Source organism: Sinorhizobium meliloti (assembly GCF_017876815.1).
Classification (GTDB): domain Bacteria; phylum Pseudomonadota; class Alphaproteobacteria; order Rhizobiales; family Rhizobiaceae; genus Sinorhizobium; species Sinorhizobium meliloti.
Genome location: NZ_JAGIOS010000002.1, coordinates 1,567,407 through 1,591,528, shown reverse-complemented (window position 1 = coordinate 1,591,528; position 24,122 = coordinate 1,567,407). Strand labels below are relative to the sequence as shown.

Here is a 24,122-nt window from a genome sequence, read left to right as displayed (position 1 = left end):
GGTCCCCTCATTGAAGCATCTTGTCGATCAGACCGCGCGGGCCAGGCGGCCGCTTCTTGTTGCGGTAGAGCAACATGACATGCTCCGCCTCGGAAAGTCCATCCTCGGTTGCATCATATGCCCGCTCCTGCGCAATTGCAGCAAGGGCGGTATCCCGCGGGTAGAGGACCGTGAACTTCTGGCGAACCCCGCGCAGTTTCTCCTGCCCGAGCGTTTGCCATTCCCCGCCGCAATAATTCACGAAGGCCTCGCTCGCGACGACGCTGTGGGCATATTTCTTCGTCAGGTTCTGCAGCCGCTGAACCTCGTTCACCGCGGAGCCGAACACCGAGAAGGTCAGCCGGTCGCGCAGGCCGACATTGCCGAACATGACGTTTCCGACATGCAGGGCGATGCCGTAGCCGATAGGGTCGCGGCCCTGCCTCTTGCGTTCCGCGTTGAGGGCGGCCATGCGCGCCGTCGCCGCGCCCACGGCGGCGAACGCCTCGCGGCTGGCCATCTCCGACGGCTCCTTGTGTCGGCCGCAGGGGTAGACGCCGATGAAGCCGTCGCCGATGAAGCTCAGGATCTGTCCGCCGTTGCGGTTGAAGGGCGTGGCGATCGCGTCGAAGAATCCGTTCAACGACTCGATATAGGCCTGCCGGCCTTCCTTTTCGGCAAGCATCGTCGACTGGCGCATATCCGCCATGACGAGAACTGCGCGAACCGTCTCGCCGTCGCCGCGCCGGACCTGGCCGCTCATTACGCGGCGCCCGGCATTGGCGCCAAGATAGGTGGTCAACATATTGTCGGCGAGCTTGCCGAGCACGGCCACTTTGGCGGCGATCGCCAGGTGGTTCTGAAGTCTGAGGAGCGCCGCAATGACGTCGTCGCTAAAGCCGCCCTGACGGTCCGTCGTCCACGAGCCGACCATTCCGTGTTCGGATTCGGCTCCAAGAGGTTGCATGAAGGCTATGTAGTCGGTCGCTCCCTGCTCCTTCAGCTCGTCGAAAATCGGAAACTCCGAGGGCAAGGCGGGATCGATCCGACGCCTGACATGGTCGAGATTGTTGCTGAGCAGGTAATAATACGGACTGTGCAGGAATCGCTCGGGATTGAGCGCCAGTTCCTCATGACGCAGACCACTCACCTCGACACCCTGACCTCGCCACCAGGTAAAGCCGAGGGCGTCGTAAAGCGGATGAAGCATCGAGAAAGACAGATGAACGCGCATGAGCGGCAGGCCCGCCGCCGCCAACCGTTCGCAGAAACCGCGCACGATGGTTTCAAGCGTTTCGTCGCTGAGCGAGGTTCGCATGAGCCAGTCAGCGACCTTGTCCAGGAGGATTTCGGAAACATTGTCGTTGATCGGGCTCATGCCATATCCTCATCGTCGCGGCAACGGTCGCCACCAGCGCCGACCGCGGAGCAGCGATCGCTCGCTCGCGGCAGCACTGAAGTGGGTACCCGTCGGTGAAAGAAGGCTCCCGCCGCCTCCCGCGGCCGTTCGTGCAGCGATCGGGTCACCGCTGCGCCCCTGCAGATATTCACCGCGGAGGACTTTTTCCAGAGACCACGAGCGATTTTTGATCGTTGCCGGATCGTACACGCAACAGCCCTGCGCATTGCACCCTGAAATTGCCGGGGTCCCTCACGACCGCATGCCTGCCCGGCCAGACAAAACGACGCAGGCCGTGAGGCGTGCGGCGCCGCTGACGGCGCGCCGCGCTTGACTTGCGGTGGCTTTCCCGCCAACAAAACGACACCGGGCTCCGCAGCCGGATCGCTGAAGCGGCCCTCCCGGCAACAGAACTGGACGCCAATCTTGACCTCTCCGCATCACGACAGGCTGCTCGAATCGATCTCCGGCCGCACCGCTCGCGTCGGCGTCATCGGCCTCGGCTATGTCGGCCTGCCGCTTGCCGTTGCAGTCGCGCGCTCCGGCTTCCATGTCACCGGTTTCGACATCGACCCGGGCAAGATCGTCGCGCTCGACGCCGGGAGCTCCTATATCGAAGCGGTTTCGGACGAGGCGCTTGCGCGCGAAGCCGGCGCCGGGCGGTTCCGCTCCACGACCGACTTTTCGGACCTTGGATTTTGCGACGTCATCATCATCTGCGTGCCGACGCCGCTCACCAGGCACCGCGATCCCGACCTCTCTTTCGTGGAGAATACGTCGCGCGCGATCGCCGCCTGCTTGCGGCCGGGCCAGCTCGTCGTTCTGGAGTCGACCACCTATCCCGGCACCACCGACGGTATCGTGCGCTCCATCCTGGAGGAAACGGGGCTCAAATCCGGCACCGACTTCTTCATCGGATTCTCGCCGGAACGCGAAGACCCGGGCAATCGCGCCTACGAGACCACGAGCATTCCCAAGGTCGTGGCCGGAGACGGCCCAATGGCCGCAGGGCTGATGGAGCGGTTCTATGCCGCCGTGGTCACGACGGTGGTTCCGGTCTCGTCCAACGCGACCGCAGAGGCGGTAAAACTGACCGAGAATATCTTCCGCGCCGTGAACATCGCCCTCGTCAACGAACTCAAGGTCGTCTACGAGGCGATGGGCATCGACGTCTGGGAGGTGATCGATGCCGCCAAGACGAAGCCCTTCGGCTACATGCCCTTCTATCCGGGGCCTGGGCTCGGTGGTCACTGCATTCCCATCGATCCCTTTTATCTGACATGGAAATCCCGGGAGTACGAGCTACCGACGCGCTTCATCGAGCTCGCCGGCGAGATCAATTCGGCAATGCCCCGTCACGTCATGGCAAGGCTCGCCGAGGCGCTCGACCGGCGGGAGGGCAAGGCGCTCAGCCGCTCGGCGGTCCTCGTCATCGGCCTCGCCTACAAGAAGAATGTTCCGGACATTCGCGAAAGCCCCTCCCTGAAGCTGATAGAACTCATCGAGGAGCGCGGCGGCAAGGCCGCCTTCTACGACCCCCATGTGGAAGAAATCCCCTCGACGCGCGAACACATGGCCTTGAAGGGCCGGCGGTCGGTCGTCTTCGACGAAGCGACGGTTCGCGGCTTCGATGCCGTTCTTATCGCGACCGACCACGACGCCGTCGACTATGCCGCGCTTGCCGACTGGTCGCCGCTGATCGTCGACACGCGTAACGTCTTCGCGCGCCTCGGGCTTGCTGCCGAGCACATCGTCAAGGCTTGACCGCAGGGGAAATATCCCCGGTCCGCAAAAGGTCCTCTCCGGAAAGAGCGGCCTTCAGGTTCCGGGCGGCCACCGCGTAGCCGCCGGCGGCACCGTCGATGAAGTGCATATGGTCTCTGCTCATCGGGGTCGGAACGATACACGTCATCAGCGCCGAATCCTGCCGGTGCAGCCCGTAGCGGCATATGCCCGCCGCTGCGCCCTGCTTCAGCCGCTCCTCGATACGGCCCAGCCGATCGAGACTGACGTCGATCGTCATCTTCAGCGCGTCGTCGAACTTGCGGAAGTCCGAATTGCTGGCGAGGTCTCTCGCATATCGCTTGACGTCAAACGGTCCGAAATTGATGCCGAGCCTGAAACAGAGAAACAGTGCAAGGCTCTGCGCGGCGACGAAGGACCAGGTCAGGAAGCGGCGGCCCCTCGGCGCGACGGCGCGCGATTCCGCCGTAATGCCGCGCACGGAAAGGTGCGGCTCGGGTCCCTTTTCCGGTACCGGGTGCCCGCCTCGCTCCTCCCCCTCGGCCAAGGCCACGATGTCGCCGATCAGCGCCTGGTATTCCGGGCCGATGCCGCGCTCTCCCGGAACCGCGATGATGGAGACGATCGCTCCGTGATGCGAGACGATCGGGTTCCAGCGGCATGACAATCCGGTCAGGTCGGGTCTCGTGCCCGGCGGCGCGGCCTCGATCTGGTAGCGGCCCGCCTTCATTTCCGCTTCCGCCCAACTGGCGCCGCCGCCGGAAAACATAGCGTAAGAGACTTCCTCGCTCGCCTTGAAGCGCGCGACACGCATGTCGAACCCGCTGGCGCGCACGTCGGAAACCGGGACGATCGCGGCGCGAAGCTCGAGGCCCAGCTCCTCCGCCACCCATGTCTTCGCCGCTGCGAGCACGTCCCTTGCTTTTGCCGCCAGCGTTCCGGGCACGGCGGCGAGCGCTCCGTCGCCGCCGAAGACGAATGCGAGGTTTCTCTCGTCGAGGCCGTTCATGAGCGCCGAGATGACGCTCGCGCCCGCCATGTTCACGCTCTTGTATCGCCCTTCGGCGATCGCTCCCGTCGAATTGACGATATCGGCAACGGCGAGCCACCAGCCGTCGGGCAAGGGCCGGTAGTTGGCCTCGTCGGCGACACCTTCGAATGCCTCGAAAAGAGGAAGGCCCGCGTAGAATTCCCTGTCGGCCGGCTGCACCATCGTTGCCAAACTCCTAGAGGTGACATCTGTCGCTGATTCCAGGCTGGAGCGATTTTCACCCGATTACGATGGATAAAGCACCTTCGCTTCGATGAATAGATTTCTCTTCTCGCCATGCAATCCGTGCGCGATGGCGCCAATGGCATTGCAGGACCCTCATGATTTGTGCTTGTCTAATCACTACGCCCGGGCAAAGTGCTACGGCAGGCAGGATAAAGCCGGAACGGAATGCAGGACGATACATTTCGAGTGAAGTTTTGGGGCGTAAGAGGCAGCTTGCCGGTATCCGGCGAGCAGTTCCTGCACTACGGAGGAAATACGCCCTGCATCGAAATTCGGTGCGGAAAAGAGGTGCTGATCTTCGATGCGGGATCGGGGCTGCGCGAGGCCGGGCTGTCGCTGATGTCCGAAGGTGTCTCCGAGTTCGACGTTTTCTTCACCCACACCCATTACGATCACATCATCGGCCTGCCCTATTTCAAGCCGATCTACCGCTGCAGCTCCGCCGTCCGTTTCTGGTCCGGCCATCTCCACGGCACGATGTCCACGGCCGAAATGATCAACGAGTTCATGAGGCCGCCATGGTTCCCGGTCGGAACGGGCATCTGTCAGGCGAGCCTCGACACAGTCGATTTCCGTCCGGGTGAAACACTGTCGCCGCGAAAGGACGTTTCCATTCGCACCATGAGCCTCGTGCATCCCGGGGGATGCGTCGGCTACCGTATCGAATGGGGCGGGAGGGCGGTCGCGCTCGTCTACGACACGGAACACGAACCCGGCATTCTCGACCCCGTGCTCCTCGATTTCATCGCCGGAGCCGATCTCATGATCTATGACTGCACCTACCTGGAAAGCGAAATGCCAACCTTTCGCGGCTACGGACACTCGACCGGGATGCATGGATCGCAGCTCGCCAAAGCCGCAGGCGTCACGCGCCTCGCCATGTTCCACCACGATCCGTCGCGCACCGACGCCGCACTCGCCGCAATGGAACAGGAAGTCCAGGCTTTCTTCTCGGGCGCCTTCGCCGCGTGCGACCGTCAGGTCATCGATCTATAAGATCGGCGACCCTGCGCCAGCGGCAGGCCGCGTGCGAGGCGGTGACGTCGAAAAGTCCGGAGAGGAATTCCCATACGCTCTCGTCGTGAACGAGGTGGTGGGTGAGAATTCCCACCGTCCCGCCGCCCTTCTCGATTTCATCCAGTCGGCTATCGATGTCGCGAAGGATCTCGCCATAAGGGCGACAGCCGCGGGTGCCGTGCCAGTCCATCACATCCACATGGGCATTTATGAGCTGCAGCCCGGGAACGCGTAATGCGGCGGATTTTGCCCCCTCCTCCGGTCCGAAAACCGAAAGGGCCCTAAACCCGATCTCGTGCAATCCGGCGACCAGCCCCGGATCGATCCGGTTCCATGGCGGAACGAGGAGCGGCACCATAGCGGTGGGATAAAGCGCGCGCAGGCGTGCCCAACCGGCGCGCAAGTCGGCCGCAACCATCTCGCGCGACCTGTGTCCTCCCAGTTCCTGGCGTTTTTCAGTCACAGGGGCATGGTTTTGATGGGACCACCCGTGGACAGCAACATCGACATGCGGACGGCCGGCGAGGCAGCGCGAGAGGCGCTCGTCGGTATGTGCCGGTATGACGGCCAAGCTCACCGGCACCGAAAAGCGGTCGGTAAGGTCGAGCAGTCGGTGAAGGGCCGCCGTCGGCTCGACGGCATCGTCGTCCCGCAGCCAGAAGTCGATCGATCCGCCTGTCTCCTGCAGGCGATCGAGCCTGTTGGCAAGCGTTTGCCAGATCGATGCCATCGTCATTTCGCACTCCCAACGAACTCGGCGAAGATTCCGGAGAGACGTGCGGCGGCGGCGGGAAGCGAGCGCTGCTCGAAAACGAAACGCCGCGCGCGCTCGCCAAATTGCCTGCGTAAGGTCCCGTCCACGAGGAAGTGTCGCAGCGCTGCCGCCAGCGCGTCGATGTCCCCGGCCGTCGTCAGATATCCCGTTTCGCCGTTTCGTACGACTTCTGGAACACCTGCCGTGTGCTGCGCGACGACAGGGAGGCCGGCAGCCTGCGCCTCCAGATAGGATAGTCCGTAGGCCTCCCCGCAGCCCGGCCAGACATAGAGGTCGCCGCCCGCGAGAATCTCCGGAATCGCCTGAGGCGGCCTCTCGCCAAGCCAATCCAGCCGTCCTGCGGGAAAGGCCGAGAAGGCTTCCGATACGTCAGCCCGTGCAGGGCCGTCGCCCACCACCGTAAGCGTCCAGGGCACATCGGCGACGAGGGCGAGCGCGCGGGCAAGCATGCGATAGCTATCCATCTTGTCGCCCGTACGCATCATCGCGACGGCGAACAGCCGGTTCCCGCCGGCCTCTGTTCTTCGCAGGTCGCGAAACGGCGACACATCGATGAAAGGGGCGAGCAGCGCAGAGCGCACTTCCGGTATCGCCTCTTCGAGACCCTCGCGGTCACGATGGGTGAAACAGATGTTGACCGCAGCCTGCCTTGCACCGGCGGCGACCTCATCTTGCGCCAGTTTCCATGCACCCAAGTTGCGCCGAAAGGAATAAGAACTCTCGGCGGTAACGTATGGAATGGAGAAGTCCGCCGAGAGCGCGGGACCGATGAGATCCGGAGCCTTGTAGTAAGGGTGGTAGCAAAACCACAGGTCGGGCGGGCCTTTCGACTGCCAGAGCCGCCGAATCCGGGCGATCTCCCGCTCGGCCTCCTTGCGCAACGCCGAAAATGCCGCATCCGAGGCTTCACGCGAGAAGGTGCGCAGTTCCGAGGCGATGCCGACGTCGTGACCTGCCACCCGTAGCGCTTCGATCAGCATGCGTGCCATCTGCCTGTCGCCGGAAGGGACAGGGTGGTCAGGCGATTTCAGCGGTGCATGAAAGGCGATCTTCATTCGGCGCGAGCTATCCCGCCTCCCGTCCCGATGTCAACAGGCCCGCAGCCCGACGACGTGCGGCTGCAATGCCCCGACTATTCCGCCGCTGCCTCCCCGCCGCCCTGGGCGAGCGCCGCGTTCTTCTTGGCGATTGCGTCGCGTGTCGCGGCGGCGGCCGCTGTCGCTTGCGCTTCATCACCGGCGACCTGCACGGTCGGCGAGGCAAAGTGGATGCTGTTGGCCGCGAAGGCATCCTTGATCATGGCCTGGGCCCGGCGCCTGATCTGGGTCTGGTGTCCGGGCTTCGTCGTCATGGCGAAACTTAAGGTGATGCCATAGTCGCCGAACTGCTCGACGCCCTTCATCTTCACCGTTTCTATGATCAGCGGCCCGAGTTCGGGATCGTCGAGGAGCGCGGCGCCTATGCCCTTGACGACCTTCTTCACCTTGGCAACGTCGGCATCGTAGGAGACGTTGATCATGAACTTGTCGATAACCCAGTCGCGGCTCATGTTCTGGACAGCGCCGAGCGAGCCGAAAGGAACGGTGAACACCGGTCCGCGGTGATGCCGAAGCTTCACCGAACGGATGCTGAAGGATTCCACTGTGCCTTTGTAGCTGCCGCTTTGGATGTATTCGCCGACCCGAAAGGCATCGTCCATCATGTAGAACACGCCACTGAGGATATCCTTGACCAGGGTCTGTGAGCCGAAACCGATGGCGACACCAAAGACGCCGGCACCGGCGATCAGCGGGCCGACCTCGACGCCGAGGCCCGAAAGCACCATCATGCCGGCGACGACCGCGATGAAGGCCGCGAGAAAATTGCGCAGGATCGGCAGCAGCGTGCGCAGGCGCGTATTGCGCGCGAGCTCGGCGGAATCCTGCACGGTCAGGCTGGCGCGCGCCATGCGCACATTGATGGATTCCTTGGCAAGCTGCCAGACGAGATCGGCCGCAAGCAGTATGACGATGCCGGCCAGCACGCCGCGGAAGATGCGGTTGAAGGCGTCGTCCTGCATCATCTGCGCGCCGTTGATGCGAAAGGCCATGGCAAGCCATACGGCAGCGAGCGCGATGATCACGAGCCTCGCCCCTCGCTCGATCAGAACATTGCGCAGGACGCGGAAGTCCTCCGCCGCGGCAGCATCCAGCATCGTTCTGGTAGCGGCGCTGGTGAAGCGCAGCAGAGGCGGGAGACCAAGGACATAGACGCCGAGCCAGAACAGCACTTCCATGCCTGCAACCCAGAAGAACCAGAGCAAGATTAGGAAGGAAACGATCAAGGCATTGCGCAGGATGCGGCGCGCGGGCGCCATCTCGGCAACCGGCCGGCGCAACGTCGTGTCGATCGCCAGTCCGAGAACGACAAGCCCCAGGACCGCGCCCGTGAGGTTGCGCACGTCTTCGGGAAAGGCAAGCGCCCGCATCATATCGCCGATGGCCCATACGAAAGCGACGGTACAGATGAAGAGCACGGACCGCCTAAGCCAGTAACGGGCACTATGCGGAGTAAGCGATACATACGACCTCGCCTGATCCGTGGCCGCGCGCCCGGAGATAGCCGGCGTCAATACGGCCGATGCGATCGCGATCAAAAGACGAGCCACGATCCAGGCGATCAGAAGCGGCGCGACCGCTGCCCCGAGGTTGCTCGGCCAATCGGCGATCACGAAAGCAGCAATGGCAGCGATGGCGAAGGCGATAAGCGGCGCGATGCGTACGAAGGCCGCCAGCCCGCTTCCTGATTGCGCGTTGTTGCGGCTGGCACTGCGTCGCAGGAGACGGCGCAGAAGGAACTCGGCGCCGTAGCCGATCAGCAGAACTAGGGCAAAAGCCCAGATGATCGGCAACCTTCCCTGGCTCTGCATGTCGCCGGACACGCGGTCTCTCGCCGCCTGCCATTCGGGCAACACACGCGGCGCGGCGTTCAGAAGCGCGGTAAGGTGTCTCCTGACCTCGGCAATCCAGCGTGAAGCGAAGCTCTGGGGCGGTGTGACGGCGACGGGCGCGGGGGACGCCTGCCTGGTCTCGATTCCCGGCCTGGTCTCGATCCAGTGACGGACCTCGGGATCATCCAACAACTGAAAAAGCTGCTGCACCTTGGCCGGAGGCGCTGCCCCCGGCTCTTGAGCCGCCGAGAAAGCCGCAGGAGCAGAGATCAGTTGGAGAAAAAAGATAAAGACTGCTGTGACGCGCCCTACACCTGCACCCATGCGATAGCCCCCTGATCGCCAGACCACTCGGCGATGATAGTGGCATATCAACACATACGCGTCACAAGGCAATCCCGTGCACTCCGAAGGATGCATGGATCGCGGCCTCGCGCCGGAGCGCCAGCCACGGCGACCTTTGCGCGTCCGATAAGACGCGCGGCGCTGTAGGCCGGCGCAAATCTCTCCGGATTATGGTTCGGCTCAAGCCGAACCGGGTTCGGCGGCCGACACCGTCCTGGCATGTTCGCGGGCCGAGTGTTTCAGGGCCGACGACGCGACTGCGTCCCATTGCGAAAGTATGCGCTCCGGCAAGTATCTCTTGGCGCTCGCCTCGGCATTTGCAGCAAGACGGCTCCTGAGCTCACCGTCACCGAGCATCCTGGACAGTGCCTCGGCAAGCGCATCCACATCGTTACTGGGAACGAGGATCCCATCCTCACCATGCTTCACCATGTCCGAGGGGCCCCACTCGCATGCAAAGGAAACCACGGGGAGCCCTGCAGCCATGGCCTCGAGCAAGACGATGCCCCATCCCTCGTAACGGGACGACAATACGAAGACGTCGGCCGTCTCCACCCACAGCCCCGGCCTTTGGGTCACGCCCGGCAACTCAACCCTGTCCCTCAGATCCAGCGCGTCCCGCAGTGCCTCGAGCGATTTCCTGTCATCGCCCTCGCCCCAGATGACGAGCTTCCATTCGGGGTGCCTCGTGGCAATCCGCGCAAAGGCCTCGATCAGGAGATCGAAGCCCTTCTGACGCGTGAGCCGGCCAACCGCGGCCAAGATATTGTTGCCGCGTCTTTTCTGCCACTCGCCGGGCAGGTCGACGGCGTTGGCGACCACCCACCCCCTACTGCGCATCTTCTCTGGAAAATAGTCGAGCGCGCCCTTGGTCATCGTCACGAGACCGAACGCGCGCGGATATAGGCGGCGCTGAACCCATTTCCAGACTGGGCCGAAAGGTTGCAGCGCCGGATTGTTGCGCTCGGACACGATCACCGGAGCCTGCAGCCCGATCGTCGCCAGCAGCGTCAGCACGTTCGTTCGGGTCAGAAAGCTCAACACGAAATCGGGCTGCGAGCGGCGAATGGCGGAGCGCAAGCGATAGATTCTCTTGAGCACAAGCAGGCCCGCCTCGATCTTCCCAGCCCTTTGCGGCGGCAAACCGAGGCGCTCGATTGAGATCTTTGGATCCAACGCGTAATAGGGCTTCGCATCCGGCGGTTCGAGGGTGATGATCGTCACTTTGCAGCCGCGCCGAACCCAATGGTTGGCAACCAGGTTCACCACGTGCTCGGTGCCGCCGGCGCCGAGGCCCGGCAGGACGATCGTCACACGCGCTCCGGATATATTCGACGCCGGGGAATTCGAACTGTCGTTCATTTCGAGATACCCCTCCCCTGAAGCCCGGCGAGCGTCACGGACAGGAGTAGTGGCTGCCGCCGCAGCAACGGTTTCTCTTCGCCCAAGGGACATCATCTGGTGCCTCCATTCCGTCTTCGCGATGCAAAACACCACGATCTTCACCAATGCCGATTGGAATGTTACCGGGCGCGCCTCACGCCGTATGCAAGCACGTTATTGACAGAATGCTTGTTTTTCATTTCATATTCAAATTGCTAAAACGAATGCCTGAAATTGCCAGCCGCCGGCCGACCCGGAACCGTAAGCTTAATTAATTAATTCAAAGAATCAATACCACACAAGTCGCGCGACCACTGCACACGCAAAGAATTTCTTTTTTCATTCCAAATCCTTTCATGAAATGGAATGTAGAACTATTCCTGAAACGACATATTGTTCTATTCTGCACGATCAGCGAACCAAAACAACGTTTACCCATGCGTGCACTTCGCGCCGGTGATCTCAATTTGAGGGACAGACGATGGCAAGTATTCTCAGGCGGGCATGGCGTCGGGTGGAGAAGCGGGTACGGCTTACCACTTATGCCGCTCAAGCCGACAGTTTCCTGATCTCCTATCCAAAATCGGGCCGCACCTGGTTTCGGTACGTTCTTTCCCACTATCTCGCGACGATCGCGCGCGTGCCGGAACCGATAGACCTTCATAACATGTTCTCGATCGTACCGAATTTCGATCTCGACCCGGTGCGCGGAATGCCGGGTTACCGCTTCCGCGAGGCGCAAGACGCAATTCCGACGATCCTCGTCAGCCACCTGGACTATCGCGCCAGCCTGTTCCTCAGGCGTCCGGTCATCATGATGGTAAGAGACCCGCGCGACGTGATCGTGTCGGCCTATTTCCATGCGACCCGGCACAAACACCGTTTCGCCGGCACCCTTACGGAGTTCATAAAGGACCGTGACCAGGGTATGCCCAAGATGATCGGTTATCTCAATCGCTGGGCAGCCGGCCTGTCCAACCGCGCGCACTTCGTTCTGAGCTACGAGGGCCTCTCCGCCGACACGGAAGGACAAACCGAGGCGGTGCTGGAATTTCTCCGCTGTCCGGTCGATCGAACGGCGCTCCGGGCAGCGGTCGAGGCCGGCCGGTTCGAGGCCATGCAGGACAGGGAGCGGGTAGAAGGCATTCCGGCTCATGACTACGATCGGAACGACGTGGAAAGCCTGCGCATGCGCCGTGGTAAGGCAGGTGGGTTCAGGGACTATCTGGACGAGGCGCAGGTCGCAGAGGTCGAGGGTTTGTGCGCGGCCGACCTGACGGTCTCCGCCAAACGTCTCGTCGGCCACACGGGATTGAACGTCTGAACCCGCACCTGCGCGCCTAGTTCCGGATGGAACTGCTCTAACGCCGCGCGGCATCGAGGGCTGGCCTGCCGATGCTGGCCCTTGCAAACACCTCCCGCAGGACATGCGCCGCCTTCTCCATTGCCGCCGTATCGAGCGCGGGGTCGACCAGGAAGGCCAGGCTCGTCTCGCCGAGCTCGCGCGCGTCGGGCAATCTCTGGGCCGGGGCCATACCGATGTCCGTAAAGGCTTTTTCCAAGTAGATTTCCGAGCAACTGCCGCTGAAGCATGCGACGCCGGCGCCGTTGATTTCGGCAATGATCCGGTCCCGGCTCCAGTCGGGCCGCAGGCGCTCCGGCCGAAGAAACGTATAGAACCTGTACCACGCGTGCTGAATCCCACGGGGCGGCAAGGGCGTGCGCAAAGCCTCGATCTCCTCGGCCGCTCTGGCGATAATAGCCGCATTGTGCGCTCTTATGCTGCGCCATTCCGTCAGGCGCTGCAACTGACGCGATCCCATGACCGCCTGGATCGACATCATGCGCCAGTTGGTGCCGATGGACTCATGCAGCCACCTGAAACCCGGAGGGTGCTCTTTGTTGTAGACGGCGTCATACGACTTGCCATGGTCCTTGCGGCTCCAGGCCTTTTTCCAGAGCTCGTCGTCGTTCATCGCCACGAGCCCGCCCTCGCCTCCAGTGGTGATGATCTTGTCCTGACAGAAGGAAAAAGCCGCTATGTCACCGAAACTGCCGACCGGCCGGCCGTCGATTTCGGCGCCGTGCGCCTGAGCGCAATCCTCTATCACCCACAGCCCCTTTTCGCGGGCAAGCGCCATTATGGCGGGCATGTCGCAGGGCCAGCCGGCCAGATGCACGACGATGACGCCCTTGGTCCTCGGCGTCAGCTTCGCCCTTATGGTTTCCGCGGTGATGTTTTGGCTGTCGCGATCGACGTCGGCGAAAACCGCAACTCCACCCGCCATCGGCACCGTTGAGGCCGAGGCAATGAAACTGCGCGGCGTCACGATGACCTCATCGCCCGGCTCAAGTCCGAGCGCGAAGAGCGCGAGGTCCAGCGCCACCGTTCCGTTGGCGAGAGCCACCGCATATTTTACGCCGAGAAAGCGCTCATAGGCAGCCTCGAAGTTGCGGACGTGCGGTCCCGTCCAGGCATTCACCTCGCCAGATCTGAGGACCGACACGACATCCTCGATCTGCTCCTCGTCGTAAACCGGCCAGCGTCCCATCTGTCCCTCCGATTTGAATTGGGTCTTGTGGCAATAGTGAGTAATTCCGTGCGACGCCGTCCCTCAACCTAGACGACGTGCCGGACCAATACGAAAGCTTCCGCCGCTTGCCGCATCACGGTCGCCCCGCGCAAGGTCGCCAGCGCCCTGAGGGTCGCGATCGAGCGCTCATGCGGCGGCTGGCGCACCTGGGAAGCAAACAACTCCATCGCCTTGAGCTTTGCCTCGAGATGCTCGCTGATATCGACGAAGACGTTCGGCACGAACGCCGGAGACAGATAGGGCGCATTCCAATTTGTCTCTGACAGGGTCTCGTAGGCGAGAACGAGCTTTGGGAATTCCGCCTGGTGCGGCCGGCAGGCGACCAGCGCTGACGTGAAGGTCAACTGATGGTCCATGTGCATGTCGCCCACGAAGGGCAATAAGACGGTTTGCGGCGACAGCCGGTGAACGAGTTCGAGCAAGGCGGCATTGACGGTCGCATGCGCCGTTTCCGCAAGCTGTGCTGCCGGCAGCCGGAGCCATATGGTTTCCGTGACGCCCAAGGCGCGGTGCGCTTGCCTCGCTTCTGCCTGTATCCGGGCAGTTGCCTCCGGATCGAAGGCGGGAGGCTTTCCCTCCGTCACGACCGCGACGAAGACCTCTTCACCTTCGGCCGCGAGCCGCGCGATCGTCCCGCCTGCGCCGAGCACCTCGTCATCGGGATGCGGCGCCACGACCAGAGTGCGCCCGAAAGATATCTGCCCGCCACCCATGAAACCTCCTGATCAAAAATATTGCCGCCTTGGCGCGCGCTCATCCGCCGCATCACGCCTTCGGCGTCTCTGCGCCAAGGCGGCGCGAAAGAAACTCCCTGGCCTCTTGCAGATGCCGCGCATGAACCCGCTCACCGGTGACCAGCGTTTTCAGGGTCAACAGGAGGATCCGCGCATCGAGCCAGAGGCTGGTATGTGCGACATACCAGAGGTCGAGAGCGATCTTCTCCTCGTCCGAAAGCCGCGTATTGCCGTTTACCTGTGCCCAGCCGGTCATTCCCGGGGCGATGCGGCAGCGCATGCGGCCTAGTTCGCCGAAGCCGGCGACGGTCGCCAAGGGAAGCGGGCGCGGACCTACCATCGACATGTCGCCGGAAAGCACCGCAATGAGTTGCGGCAGTTCATCGAAGCGCAGCCGCCGCAACAGAGCGGTCGCGGCGGTCTGCCGCAACGCATCCGGCAAAAGCGTGCCGTCAGGTGCCCGCGCATCCGTCATCGTGCGGAATTTGGCAACGGTAAAGACGCGCATCCCCGCACCGGCGCGCGCCTGGGTGAAGAACAGCGGCAAGCCGAGGGTAGCCCAAACAACCACTGCCGTGACCACCATCAGCGGCAGGCACAGGACGAAAACGGTTCCGGCAAACAGGCAATCGAGGAAACGCTTGAGACGGTAAAATCCCAAGGAGGCAGGCAAGCCGAAGCTGACGGCCGCAGGTTCTCTATAGGTTTTCAACTCAATATTCCCTTGGCGCAGAAGCGCATAGAGCGTGTTTTCAAAATCTCTGAATTTAAGTCTTACATTCCGGCAATTGACACCATGAGCACGTCGCCCGGAACGAGTTCAGTCAGGGTGGACGCCTTTATGCTGGCCGGCGTACCGCCGACCGGATTCCGCCGAATCTCATAGGTATATGAAATCTGATTTTTCTTGGACTCGTCTTCGGCCACCGCCGCCATGAGGAGTATTTGCTCTTCGGCGGAGTGCTTTCCAGAAATCAGCTTTTTGATAGCGATCTCACGCGCTTGAAGCTGCGTCAGTATGTCCTTCTCACGGTCGGCTGCAAGCTTTGCCAGCTGCAGCTTCAACCCGCTCAACTCCTGGCGCGATCGCGCAAGTGTGGCGAAGGTCTCGAGAAGCTGAGCCTGTTCGGCCGAAGCACTGTTCTCCGCGCGGGAAAGATCGCTCTCGGTGTTCAGCCCGCGCTTGCGCAAGGTAGCGATACGCTCCACATCTTCCTTGCTGTTCTGGACCACGTCCTTTTGCTGCAGGATGAGTTGGTTCAGTATCTCGATGCCGCCTTCGGACTGGGTTATGCCCTCGGCCAGGATCTGCGCTTGCGACTTGTTTGCGGCGAGGTCCGCCTTCAGAATCTTTTCTTCGAGCTCTATCACGCCATCGAGGGGCACGCCGGTCACATAGTCGCGTGCCACCTCAGGCACATCGGCGAGGTCAATCTTGTCGCTGGATTTCAACTGAGCCACGAGCCTCGCCGCATAGATGGCCTCGTGGATGATCTCGGCGTTGGCGGCCTCTGCCTCCGCACGCAGACGGGCGCGTGCGACGATCCGGTCGGATGCGCTCGCTGCAGCGACCTGCATGCCCCCGGCCAGACCGATGGCCTGCTCGACGGTCAGCCCGCTGTAGAAAGGAAACGAGCCCGGAGTCTTGACCTCTCCGAGCACGAAAATCGGCCGAAAAGTCGAAATATCGAGAGAGATTTTCGGATCGACGAGAACGTCGCGCCTGCGGTACTCGCCACGGAGCTTCGCCAGTGCTTCCGGCACCGTGAGCCCGACGACCTCGACCCCGCCGATGAGTGGAAATTGCGCCACGCCGGCGCCCGACACGGTCGCGGTAACCGGCAGCTCGGCATCGTCAAGGAAGTCGAAGGTCAGAACATCTCCCGAGTTGAGCCGGTAGTCACCGGCCTGAGCGGGCATAGACGTAATCATCGGGAACGCAAGCGTCCAAAGAACCATCAGCAGGAACGCCCCAAGCTTCCAACGGGGCAAAATGGTCCTATAAACGGCCGGTGAAATCCCCATCTCACAGCCTCCAAAAAAGGAATAAAGAAAACTCTACCAAAAAATATTGGGCGACTATATTCTTCGACGCGCTATCACGTCAAAGGTTTTTAAATATTCGCAGCCTCATTGTTGGCTTTGATCCTTGAGCCATCCCTCTCATGGATGAAAAGTTTATAATATTTCAAACGGTTGCAGAAACTTATTGCATTTTTAGAGGAGCGTTGGCGGGGGAAAGGGCGACTCACCTTGCGACAAATGCGGACGCCTTGCGAGCTTGTCTGCACGGTTTTCGCCGGCTCTTCCTCTGACGAGATTCACTTAAGCCTATACGAGAAATCATGGCGGACGGTCCGCCCTGAGCGGCGTACGACTACCGGCTCCGCACACAGCATTTGCATATACCTTTTAACTTATCTCTTAAAACATAGGCGGTTCCAGTGGCGTTCCGAAAGAAGCTTCTCAAGAAAATCGGCAGCTTGCGGCAAATTCTCAGTCGCGAGAAAACGCTGCTGGAGCGCCTGCAAAGCATTGCGCACCTGCTCACGGGAAACATTTTGAGCTCGGTCATCGGCCTTATCGGCTTTGCGCTCACAGCCAGGGCACTCGGTCCGGCAGGCTACGGCATTCTCGCGCTATGCTTCTCCTACACACGCGCGGTCGAGCGGATCGTCAGCTTCCAGTCGTGGCAGCCACTGATCAAGTACGGCGCGCATTCGCTCGCGGAGAACGCCGACGATGCGACCGAACTTCGGGCCTTGCTCAAGTTCGGCCTGCTGCTCGATATCTCCGCGGCACTGGTGGGATGGCTGGTTGCCGTCCTGCTCATTCTGGTGGCCGCGCCCTGGCTTGGCATATCGGGAGACGGGGCGGACCTTGCCATCCTCTACTGCACGGTCCTGCCGTTCCAGGTCTCCGGCATGCCGACCGCCGTGCTGCGCCTATACGGGCGCTTTATGGCGATCGCCTATGGCCAGGTGGTCACGAGCGTGCTGAGAGTCGTTCTTTGCGCCATCGGCGTCGCCACCGGCGCAGGCCTGTTCGAATTCGCGCTGATCTGGATGTCGGCCCAGATCATCGGCACCGTCGTCCTGGTGCTTTTTTCGCTGGCCGAACTGCGCCGGCAGGGCGTCCTTTCGGGCCTGATGAGCGCTCCGCTTCACGGCATTACCAAGCGGTTTCCGGGTCTGTGGAAATTCGCGATCTCGGCGAACCTCTCGCTCACCATTCGTTCAAGCGCCAATGAGCTCGACACGCTCCTCGTCGGCTATCTTGCCGATCCGACCTCCGCCGGATTGTATCACATCGCCAAACGCATCGGCCGCATCGCGCAGCAGGCCGGCGTGCAGGTTCAGGCGGTCCTCTATCCGGAGCTCGCTCGGGCATGGGCTACCAAGGCGCTTAGCGCCTTCCACCGCGCGGTCGCACAGATGCAGGGATTGCTTCTGGGGTTCGGGCTGCTTCTGATCGGTGGTCTCTACCTCGTGATCGGCCCGCTGCTGACCTGGGCCGCCGGGCCGGATTTCGCAGCCGCGGGTCCCCTCGTCGTCGTGCAGTCGGTCGCAGTGACCATGACCCTGTGCGGCGCCGTCATCCGCTCGGCACTTCTCGCGATGGGACGCGAAAACGAAATACTGCGCAGCGTCACGATCGCTGCGATCGGCTTTCATGCCACCGCATTCGCCCTCATTCCGGTCATAGGCGCGATGGGGGCGAACGTCGCCCACATCGTCATGGCGTCGATCTGGCTGTCGACGATGATGCTGAGCTACCGCCGAACCCCTGCGCCGTGAGACTTGAAAGGCAAAATCAAAGATGCATCTTGCCTCCAGCCTGTTTTTCTGTGAAATTCGCCACCAGATTTTATTTATTTCAACTATTGCCAGGATTAACACTTAAACTGAGGTCGCCTTTTCCGGATTCTTCGCGCAAATTGTGCTGCTTCGCTGCGGAACCTCAACCTGTACATTCATACCGTCGGCCGGCCGTAGCGGCACCTCGTTCACGTTAGCGAATTTCGGAAGCACTGTTTGACCCAGGAACAAAAGCCCGTTGCGGGGCGGCGAACCGATCGTTTCGGTGCAATCGTCCGTGAGGCGATCGAGAGAGGGCCAAAGATGGAAATGCGGGATATCGATTTTCTGATAATCGGAGCGACGAAAAGCGCGACGACGTGGCTTCAGCAATCGCTGCAGCAGGACCCGGGCATATTCATGCCCGATCCGGAACTGCACTATTTCAGCCGCTATTACGAGCGCGGCGACGAATGGTATCTGGAACATTTCGCGGACCAGGAGCACCGGCTGCTGCATGGCGAAAAATCCAACTCCTACATGGATGTGCCGGAAGCGGCAGAAAGAATAAAGGAAAAGCTGCCCGAGGCCCGCCTGATAGCGCAGCTTCGCAATCCGGTGGACCGGGCCTATTCCGACTATTGCATGCTTTATCGCCGAGCCGAGGTCGGGCGCGACATCGCCCAGTACCTCGACCCACGTCAAGGGGCCGGCGGGCGCTTCCTGAACGGCGGTCTTTATTATCAGCAGTTGCAGGGTTATCTCGACCGCTTCCCCGCGGAGCAGATTCTGGTCCTCCTCTACGAGGACCTGAAGATCGACGCCCGCGCCCAACTCGCCCGCGTTCGCGGCTTCCTCGGGCTCGAAGCCGATGTTCCGCTGAAGCCGCTTGCAAAAAAGGTGAAGGACAAATCGGAACCGGTCGTCAATCCGACCCTGCGCCGGCTCCTGCGTCCCTTGAAGCCGGTGGCTGCTCCATTCCGGCAGAATACCGGCTTCAAGAAACTGCGCTCGCTGATTGCCGGCGAGCTTCAATACGCACCGCTCAGCCATGACCTGCGCGCGCGGATGACCGATTACTTCGCGCCTGAAACGGAAAAACTCGGCGCCCTCGTCGGAAGGGATCTGACGGACTGGCTGAGGAACAGAAGCCCCGAGAAATGACCTCTGGCCCGGCTTTGCCAGGTCACCGGGTCTTTCATCAGTTCCTTTGGGATCTAAGGTAATGACGTCTTCTGCAGCAGTTGATCTTCGCCAACCGGAAACGCCCAACATAGCCGGCGGTCATCAGGTGATTGTGTGCCTCCCCTTCATTGGAGATCTCGTCGGCGGGAGCCACATGTCCTCGCTCGGCCTGATACGGAATCTCCCCAGGTCGCGCTTCGTGCCGCTAGTCGTCCTGCACGATACCGATGGACCGGTCGCGGATTTGTTTCGCCGCGAGGGCGTCGACTTTGTCGCCGCTCCGGTTCTGAACCGCCTGGCGCGAGCGGCTCCGCGCAATGGCGCCGCAGTCGTTAATGTCATGCGCACACTTCCTGCGCTCGTCCGATTCCTGCGAGCGAGCAATGCCTCGATCGTACACACGAATGATGGCCGCACACATCTCATCTGGGGTCTCGCTGCGCGCGTCGCAGGGGCGAAGCATCTCTGGCATCATCGCGGCGACGCGACTTCGTTCGGTCTGCGCCGCGTGGCGCCATGGCTTCCAAACCGATTGGTGGCCGTGTCGAAATTCGCATCGCCCCGCCCGGGGATCTTCTCGGCCGCGAGCAAATGCAGCGTCGTGCACAGCCCCTTCGACGTCACGAAGATGGCGGGGTTCGAGCGCGAGGAAGCCCGCAACAACGTGCTGGCCGCGATTGGGTGTTCGCCGGAGACGAAGCTTCTCGGTTATGTCGGGACCCTGGTGGACCGCAAGCGGCCGATCCTGTTTGTCGAAGCGGTTGCCGCGCTGAAGCGCCTGTCGCCTGAGACCAAGGTTGCCGGCCTATTTTTCGGCAATGCGCTCAACGGTCTTGACGAGGCCGCAAAATCGCGCGCCCAGGCGCTCGGAGTTGCCGATTGCATTCACTTCATGGGCTTTCGTTATCCGGGCGAGCCGTGGATCGCAGGGCTGGACGCTTTGCTGGTGACGGCGGTCAGCGAACCGCTCGGAAGAACCCTTGTCGAAGCGATGCTGCTCGGTACGCCGGTCGTCGCGGCCGACTCCGGCGGAAATCCGGAAGTGGTTGAAGATGGCCGGACCGGCATGCTCGTGCGCGCCGACGATCCGGATGAATTCGCCAGGGCTTGCCTCAAACTATTCAGCGATGCCGCGCTTCGCGATCGCATCGTGGAAACGGCGCGCAGCGAAGTACGTGCCCGTTTCAGTTTCGAGCGCCACGTTCATGCGATTACATCGGTCTACGAAGAGCTCACAGGCGGCATGGCCGCCATGCAGCGCTCCGCAAGAGCGGGATGAGCAAAACTTGGAATAGATAACGGTGTGAGGCAATCGTGTCAGAAACCGGTATGACAACGGCACATCAACTTCGTTTTGCTAGTCAGCCCAGCAGAACAAACCTTCGCCTTGCGGCGATCGAACGTGCCGTCGTCTATTTGGCCGTCTTCCTGGCGCCCTACGCGACATTACGGTTTTCCGAACTTTTCTTCACATTCAGCGATTTCTTCTTTTGCTTGAGCCTGTTCCTTCTTTTGATCACCGGGCGTATCAGGAGCAGGCCGCTCGAACAGACGACGTCGATATGGCTCTGCGCTTTCACGCTGTTGTTCATCGGGATCATGCTCGGCAGCCTGTTCCACGGCAGTCCTCAGCGCGGACTGATCGTGATGGGGCAATATCTCTTCGCTTATCTGATCTTGATGGTCATCCTCATCCGTGAGGACCCGAGGGAAGCCTATCGGCTGGCCGGCATCTTCCTGGTCAGCGTCATTCTCATCGACATTCACGGTATCATCACGTTCTATACTGTCGGGTATGTGCCCGGAGAAGGTAAAGGCGTCGTGACCGGCGGGAAGCGCCTGGCTACCGTGTTGCGAAATCCGAACCTTGCCGCGGCGATAAACGCCCTTACGCTGCCGATTCTGCTGTTCTTCTGGTCTTCGGGCCGCGTGAAATCATACCTCGCTTTGCCCGCCCTCGTTATCGTCATCGTCACGGTCGTCCTGACAAGTTCGAACAGCGGCCTGTTTTCAACCGCGCTATGTCTTGCCGTCTTCATTGCGATGATTTCGACGCCGCGGCTGCTCTTGCGACTGGCGCTTGGCGCCGGCATCGTCGTTGGCGGCGCGGCACTATTCGGCAATAAGGAGATGCTGCCAAAGACATTCCAGACGCGGGTTTTGGGCGCGTTGTCCTCCGGTGACATATCCGAAGCGGGGACGTTCCTCTCCAGAGCCGCGCTGATGGAGGAAGCGGCTCATATAATCTCGGAGGAACAGATCCGGCTCGTGGGGCTCGGTGCGGATCAATTCCGTGAGAGAAGCGTTCAAAGCGCCCCGGTTCACAATATTTATCTTCTCCTCTGGGTCGAGGGTGGATTGCTCGCGCTTGTCGGCTGGTTGATGTTTTCCGGCGTCGGCATGCTGCTGGCGCTCGCGATCTTGAAGGTTGGCGGAGACAAACGCGCGCTCGCGGCGGTGGTGACGACAATCCTGGTCTTCCTGGTAATCGCCCTCTTCAATCCGCATATGTATGCGCGATATTGGACCATGCCGATTCTTCTGTGTTTCGGACTAGGCCTTACGCAGCTGAGAGGTGCTGGATCAACCAAGGTTCAAATCTCGTGAACCGTGCAAGCGACGTCCCAAGCAACGGGCGCCGTCTGCAACCGAGAACATTCAGGTCTCGATTTTTGCTGGCCGTGCCGCGAAATCCGGGGTATTGTCAAGATCGTGACGCCCTTCGTTTTTGATGCGGGCGTATTGACATAGTACCTGCGACTTCATCTGCGCCGCGGCATGCCCGAGGGCGCTGGTTAAAGACAACGTGCTTGTGCAGCCGAAGTAGATCTGGGTAGCATTGAACTAATTCATTGCGCCTTATTCAATATTTTACTAACGTAACAAAATATAGAAAATTTTTTAATATTAGCAGGTTTCCATGACGACATTCGTTCCCGATGGCAGCCTATCTGCCCGCGCTCATCACCGAGAAACCATTGATTTTGCCGTTCAGCAGAGCGGGGCTACGGTCGGCCTCTTTGACCTTTGGGCCGTGGTCAAGAGGCGGTTCTGGTTTCTTGCATCAATCATCATCGGCTGCACATTGCTGTCTGCAGTTGCTTCTTTTTCGCTCCCCAAAACTTATACCGCTAGCTCGGAAGTGGTGCTGGAGCGCAAAGATGTCCGGCCATTTGCCACCGATGCAGCTCTGACATCCATCGACCGCGACCGTTCGGCGGCGGAAACCGAGATGGACGTGTTGCAGTCGCGCAAGTTCGCCGGCCGCATCGTGGACCGGTTGAACCTCATCGGTGATCCCAGTTTCAATCCTTATGCGCCGGGCGGGGACAAGTCGGGCGACCAGGGCCTGGTTGACGACATCAAGGAATTCATCGGTATTGGCAGTTCTTCGACAACCGTTCGGGTCGTACCGGATGTGAGGACGCAACGGGATCACGCGATCTCCGCGCTGTTGTCCCAGTTCGAGGTGAGCCGGACCGGCGAAAGCCTCGCCGTGCGGCTTGTCGTAACCAACCAGAATCCGAAACTCGCCCAGGAAATCGCAAACACGATCGCCACCCTCTATGTCGAAGCTTCGCTCGAATTCAAGCAGGACGAGCGGGTCGCGGACAAGGAACGCGCACTCAACACCGGCGGTGCAGTGGCTTTTCTTCGGCAGAGCATGACGCAGCCGCTTCTTATCACGTTGCGGAACGAAGAGGCCCGGTTGCTGCAGAGCAAGGCCGAACTCGCTGCCAAATACGGCAAGAATCATCCTCAGATGATCGATGCGGATTCGCAGATAGCAGGCATCCGCAGCATGATCGAGGATGAAGTTCAGCGTATTCTGTCCGATCTCGAAGCCGAGTCCCTGAAACCCAGCGCACGAATTGTATCGACAGCGGAACTCCCCAATTCACCGTCGTTTCCTAAGCCCGGACTTATCATTCCGGCCGCATTCGCCGGCTCCACGCTGCTGGCCTGCGTGCTCGCGCTCCTGCTGGAAACGACCGACACCCGTGTCCGTAGCGGACAGCGCGCGGCGCAACTGCTGCGGATCCCGAATCTTGGCTATGTACCGAAGATTCCGAAGCATCTCACCTCTCCGGGCGCGAAGCGATCCTCGTGCATTCCGGACTGGAGCAATTTCACGTCCGCCGAAGCGGAGCGGGCGGTCTATATGGCCGGTCGCTATTCCGACGCAAAGCAACTGCGGCGCATCGTGATGGTCACCTCCTGCGTTCACAACATCGCAAACGCGTCGACAGCTTGGGGCATCGCGACAGCCGCAGCAGCGGATGGCCGCCCTACCGCCTTCGTCAATCTCGATTTCAATCGCCACAACGTTCCCTATCTGAAAAGCATCGAACGTTCACCGGAACCAATCGAACGCTATCTCAGAAATCAAGCGGTCATTGGCGAGATCGTGCAGTCCATCCCGACCTTGCCCGGTTTCGGGTTCATCGACGCGACGCATGTGATGATGGAGCCATTCAGATCGCTGGACTCTGACAAGCTCTGCGAACTCATCATGGACCTCAAGCAAAGTGGATACGACTTCATCGTGCTGCATGCTCCGCCTGTGCTCGCCTCCGGCGATGCGACTTGGCTGGCACCCTTTGTCGATGGCGTGGTCCTTATAGCCAATTGGGGTAAAACGACTGAAGAGCAGTTGCTGGAAGCCGCTGCACAGCTCCGGATGAACCATGCGCATCTGATCGGCACAGTGATCAATCAGGTCAATCCGGAAATCCACAGGCGCCACCACTATGGCGGCTTCGTCATCACGTCCAAGCGCATCCCGGCTGGCCGCTGGCATCGCGTCCGCGGCAATGGAGCATTCCCCGAACGGGCGGACGCGGACGTCAACACGCTTCATGCTCCCGCGGCGAGACCTTCGATCACGCGCCCGTCGAATGTCGCTTAGAACACCATAGGGTGAAAGAAACTCTTCCCGCGCCGCAGACGCGGCGCTGCTGGATCT

General features: G+C 61.1%; 18 protein-coding genes. 8 read left to right on the top strand and 10 right to left on the bottom strand.

Annotated elements, in window-relative coordinates; genetic code table 11:
• Positions 1-7 precede the first annotated feature (7 nt).
• Positions 8-1,357 carry an adenylate/guanylate cyclase domain-containing protein gene (locus JOH52_RS26320; RefSeq protein ID WP_003531320.1) on the bottom strand — a complete coding sequence of 450 codons (1,350 nt, stop codon included), beginning with the start codon at positions 1,355-1,357 and terminating at the stop codon, positions 8-10.
• 447 nt (positions 1,358-1,804) lie between these two features.
• Between JOH52_RS26320 and JOH52_RS26315 the strand changes: the two genes are divergently transcribed.
• Positions 1,805-3,142, top strand: coding sequence for a nucleotide sugar dehydrogenase (locus tag JOH52_RS26315; RefSeq protein WP_017272024.1), 1,338 nt, complete (start codon positions 1,805-1,807; stop codon positions 3,140-3,142).
• On the opposite strand, the gene JOH52_RS26310 is transcribed toward JOH52_RS26315, so the two are convergent.
• Positions 3,132-4,334 carry a DUF3095 domain-containing protein gene (locus tag JOH52_RS26310; RefSeq protein ID WP_014527259.1) on the bottom strand — a complete coding sequence of 401 codons (1,203 nt, stop codon included), beginning with the start codon at positions 4,332-4,334 and terminating at the stop codon, positions 3,132-3,134. The two genes, JOH52_RS26315 and JOH52_RS26310, sit on opposite strands and share 11 nt — an antisense overlap.
• A 228-nt stretch (positions 4,335-4,562) precedes the next feature.
• On the opposite strand from JOH52_RS26310, the gene JOH52_RS26305 reads away from it, so the two are divergent.
• Entirely contained in the window at positions 4,563-5,393 is an 831-nt protein-coding gene (locus tag JOH52_RS26305) for an MBL fold metallo-hydrolase (protein WP_010975618.1), read from the top strand.
• Here the strand turns inward: JOH52_RS26305 and JOH52_RS26300 are convergent.
• From JOH52_RS26300 to JOH52_RS26285, 4 genes are all read right to left on the bottom strand, one after another.
• Positions 5,380-6,150, bottom strand: a complete 771-nt coding sequence (locus JOH52_RS26300) for a polysaccharide deacetylase family protein (RefSeq protein WP_014527260.1) — start codon at positions 6,148-6,150, stop codon at positions 5,380-5,382. The genes JOH52_RS26305 and JOH52_RS26300 overlap by 14 nt on opposite strands.
• Positions 6,147-7,244 carry a glycosyltransferase family 4 protein gene (locus JOH52_RS26295; protein WP_017272025.1) on the bottom strand — a complete coding sequence of 366 codons (1,098 nt, stop codon included), beginning with the start codon at positions 7,242-7,244 and terminating at the stop codon, positions 6,147-6,149. The genes JOH52_RS26300 and JOH52_RS26295 overlap by 4 nt, the downstream gene beginning before the upstream one ends.
• Before the next feature lie 77 nt (positions 7,245-7,321).
• Positions 7,322-9,442 (bottom strand): mechanosensitive ion channel family protein, encoded by a 2,121-nt coding sequence (locus JOH52_RS26290; RefSeq protein ID WP_164850056.1) that lies wholly within the window; start codon positions 9,440-9,442, stop codon positions 7,322-7,324.
• Positions 9,443-9,643: 201 nt separating this feature from the next.
• Positions 9,644-10,825: a glycosyltransferase family 4 protein gene (locus tag JOH52_RS26285; protein WP_013850764.1), complete on the bottom strand. Its 1,182-nt coding sequence runs from the start codon at positions 10,823-10,825 to the stop codon at positions 9,644-9,646.
• A 502-nt stretch (positions 10,826-11,327) separates the two neighbouring features.
• Between JOH52_RS26285 and JOH52_RS26280 the strand changes: the two genes are divergently transcribed.
• Positions 11,328-12,170: a sulfotransferase domain-containing protein gene (locus JOH52_RS26280; protein ID WP_017272364.1), complete on the top strand. Its 843-nt coding sequence runs from the start codon at positions 11,328-11,330 to the stop codon at positions 12,168-12,170.
• A 37-nt stretch (positions 12,171-12,207) separates the two neighbouring features.
• Here JOH52_RS26280 and JOH52_RS26275 read toward each other — a convergent pair whose 3' ends face one another.
• From JOH52_RS26275 to JOH52_RS26260, 4 genes are all read right to left on the bottom strand, one after another.
• Complete coding sequence (locus JOH52_RS26275; RefSeq protein ID WP_013850766.1) at positions 12,208-13,398, bottom strand: DegT/DnrJ/EryC1/StrS aminotransferase family protein; 1,191 nt, start codon at positions 13,396-13,398, stop codon at positions 12,208-12,210.
• A 68-nt stretch (positions 13,399-13,466) separates the two neighbouring features.
• Entirely contained in the window at positions 13,467-14,153 is a 687-nt protein-coding gene (locus JOH52_RS26270; protein ID WP_003531355.1) for a PIG-L deacetylase family protein, read from the bottom strand.
• 52 nt (positions 14,154-14,205) lie between these two features.
• On the bottom strand, positions 14,206-14,886 hold the full coding sequence (locus JOH52_RS26265; RefSeq protein WP_013850767.1) for a sugar transferase: 681 nt from the start codon (positions 14,884-14,886) through the stop codon (positions 14,206-14,208).
• Between the two features lie 62 nt (positions 14,887-14,948).
• Positions 14,949-16,199 (bottom strand): polysaccharide biosynthesis/export family protein, encoded by a 1,251-nt coding sequence (locus tag JOH52_RS26260; RefSeq protein ID WP_013850768.1) that lies wholly within the window; start codon positions 16,197-16,199, stop codon positions 14,949-14,951.
• 419 nt (positions 16,200-16,618) lie between these two features.
• Between JOH52_RS26260 and JOH52_RS26255 the strand changes: the two genes are divergently transcribed.
• The 5 genes from JOH52_RS26255 (at position 16,619) to JOH52_RS26235 (ending at position 24,065) form a co-directional block, all read left to right on the top strand.
• Positions 16,619-17,971, top strand: coding sequence for a lipopolysaccharide biosynthesis protein (locus JOH52_RS26255; protein WP_040121020.1), 1,353 nt, complete (start codon positions 16,619-16,621; stop codon positions 17,969-17,971).
• 324 nt (positions 17,972-18,295) lie between these two features.
• Positions 18,296-19,135, top strand: a complete 840-nt coding sequence (locus JOH52_RS26250) for a sulfotransferase family protein (RefSeq protein WP_013850770.1) — start codon at positions 18,296-18,298, stop codon at positions 19,133-19,135.
• A gap of 61 nt (positions 19,136-19,196) precedes the next feature.
• The gene (locus JOH52_RS26245; RefSeq protein ID WP_017272661.1) at positions 19,197-20,435 is read left to right on the top strand and encodes a glycosyltransferase family 4 protein; all 1,239 of its coding nucleotides are present in this window, start codon (positions 19,197-19,199) and stop codon (positions 20,433-20,435) included.
• Positions 20,436-20,470: 35 nt separating this feature from the next.
• The gene (locus JOH52_RS26240) at positions 20,471-21,763 is read left to right on the top strand and encodes an O-antigen ligase family protein (protein ID WP_010975606.1); all 1,293 of its coding nucleotides are present in this window, start codon (positions 20,471-20,473) and stop codon (positions 21,761-21,763) included.
• Positions 21,764-22,076: 313 nt separating this feature from the next.
• A complete protein-coding gene (locus JOH52_RS26235) occupies positions 22,077-24,065 on the top strand; it encodes a polysaccharide biosynthesis tyrosine autokinase (RefSeq protein ID WP_088194931.1) in 1,989 nt (662 codons plus the stop codon).
• Positions 24,066-24,122: the final 57 nt, after the last annotated feature.